Raw genomic sequence first — 341 nt, forward strand, 5'->3', positions numbered from 1 at the left:
CGTCGAGCACACCGTCACCGAGATCGCGGCGATCCCGCAGGTCACCTCGGCCTCCTCGCCGTACTCGGGGCCGTCGACCGGCAACGTCAGCTCGGACGGTTCGGCGGCTCTCGTGCCCATCCAACTCTCGGTGGCGACGACGGCGGTGCTGCCGAGCACGAGCGACGCGCTCCAGGAGGCCGGCAGGACGCTCGAGAAGGCGCTCCCCCCTGGGTCGCAGGTCGCGGTCGGCGGCCAGGTGTTCTCCTCGTCCGTGGCCGGTATCAGCGTGACGGAACTGCTCGGCCTCGCCGTCGCCTTCGCCGTGCTGGTCCTGACGTTCGCATGGTTCGTGGCCGCGC

At 71.6% G+C, this 341-nt stretch carries 1 protein-coding gene; it reads left to right on the plus strand.

Going from position 1 to position 341, the window contains the following annotated elements:
- Positions 1-130: 130 nt before the first annotated feature.
- On the plus strand, positions 131-341 hold a 211-nt coding region (locus tag SB773_RS30595), incomplete at its 3' end, for a hypothetical protein (RefSeq protein ID WP_410593979.1).

The sequence above is a fragment of the Bacillus sp. SIMBA_074 genome (genome assembly GCF_046534555.1).
Lineage (GTDB): Bacteria > Bacillota > Bacilli > Bacillales > Bacillaceae_G > Bacillus_A > Bacillus_A mycoides.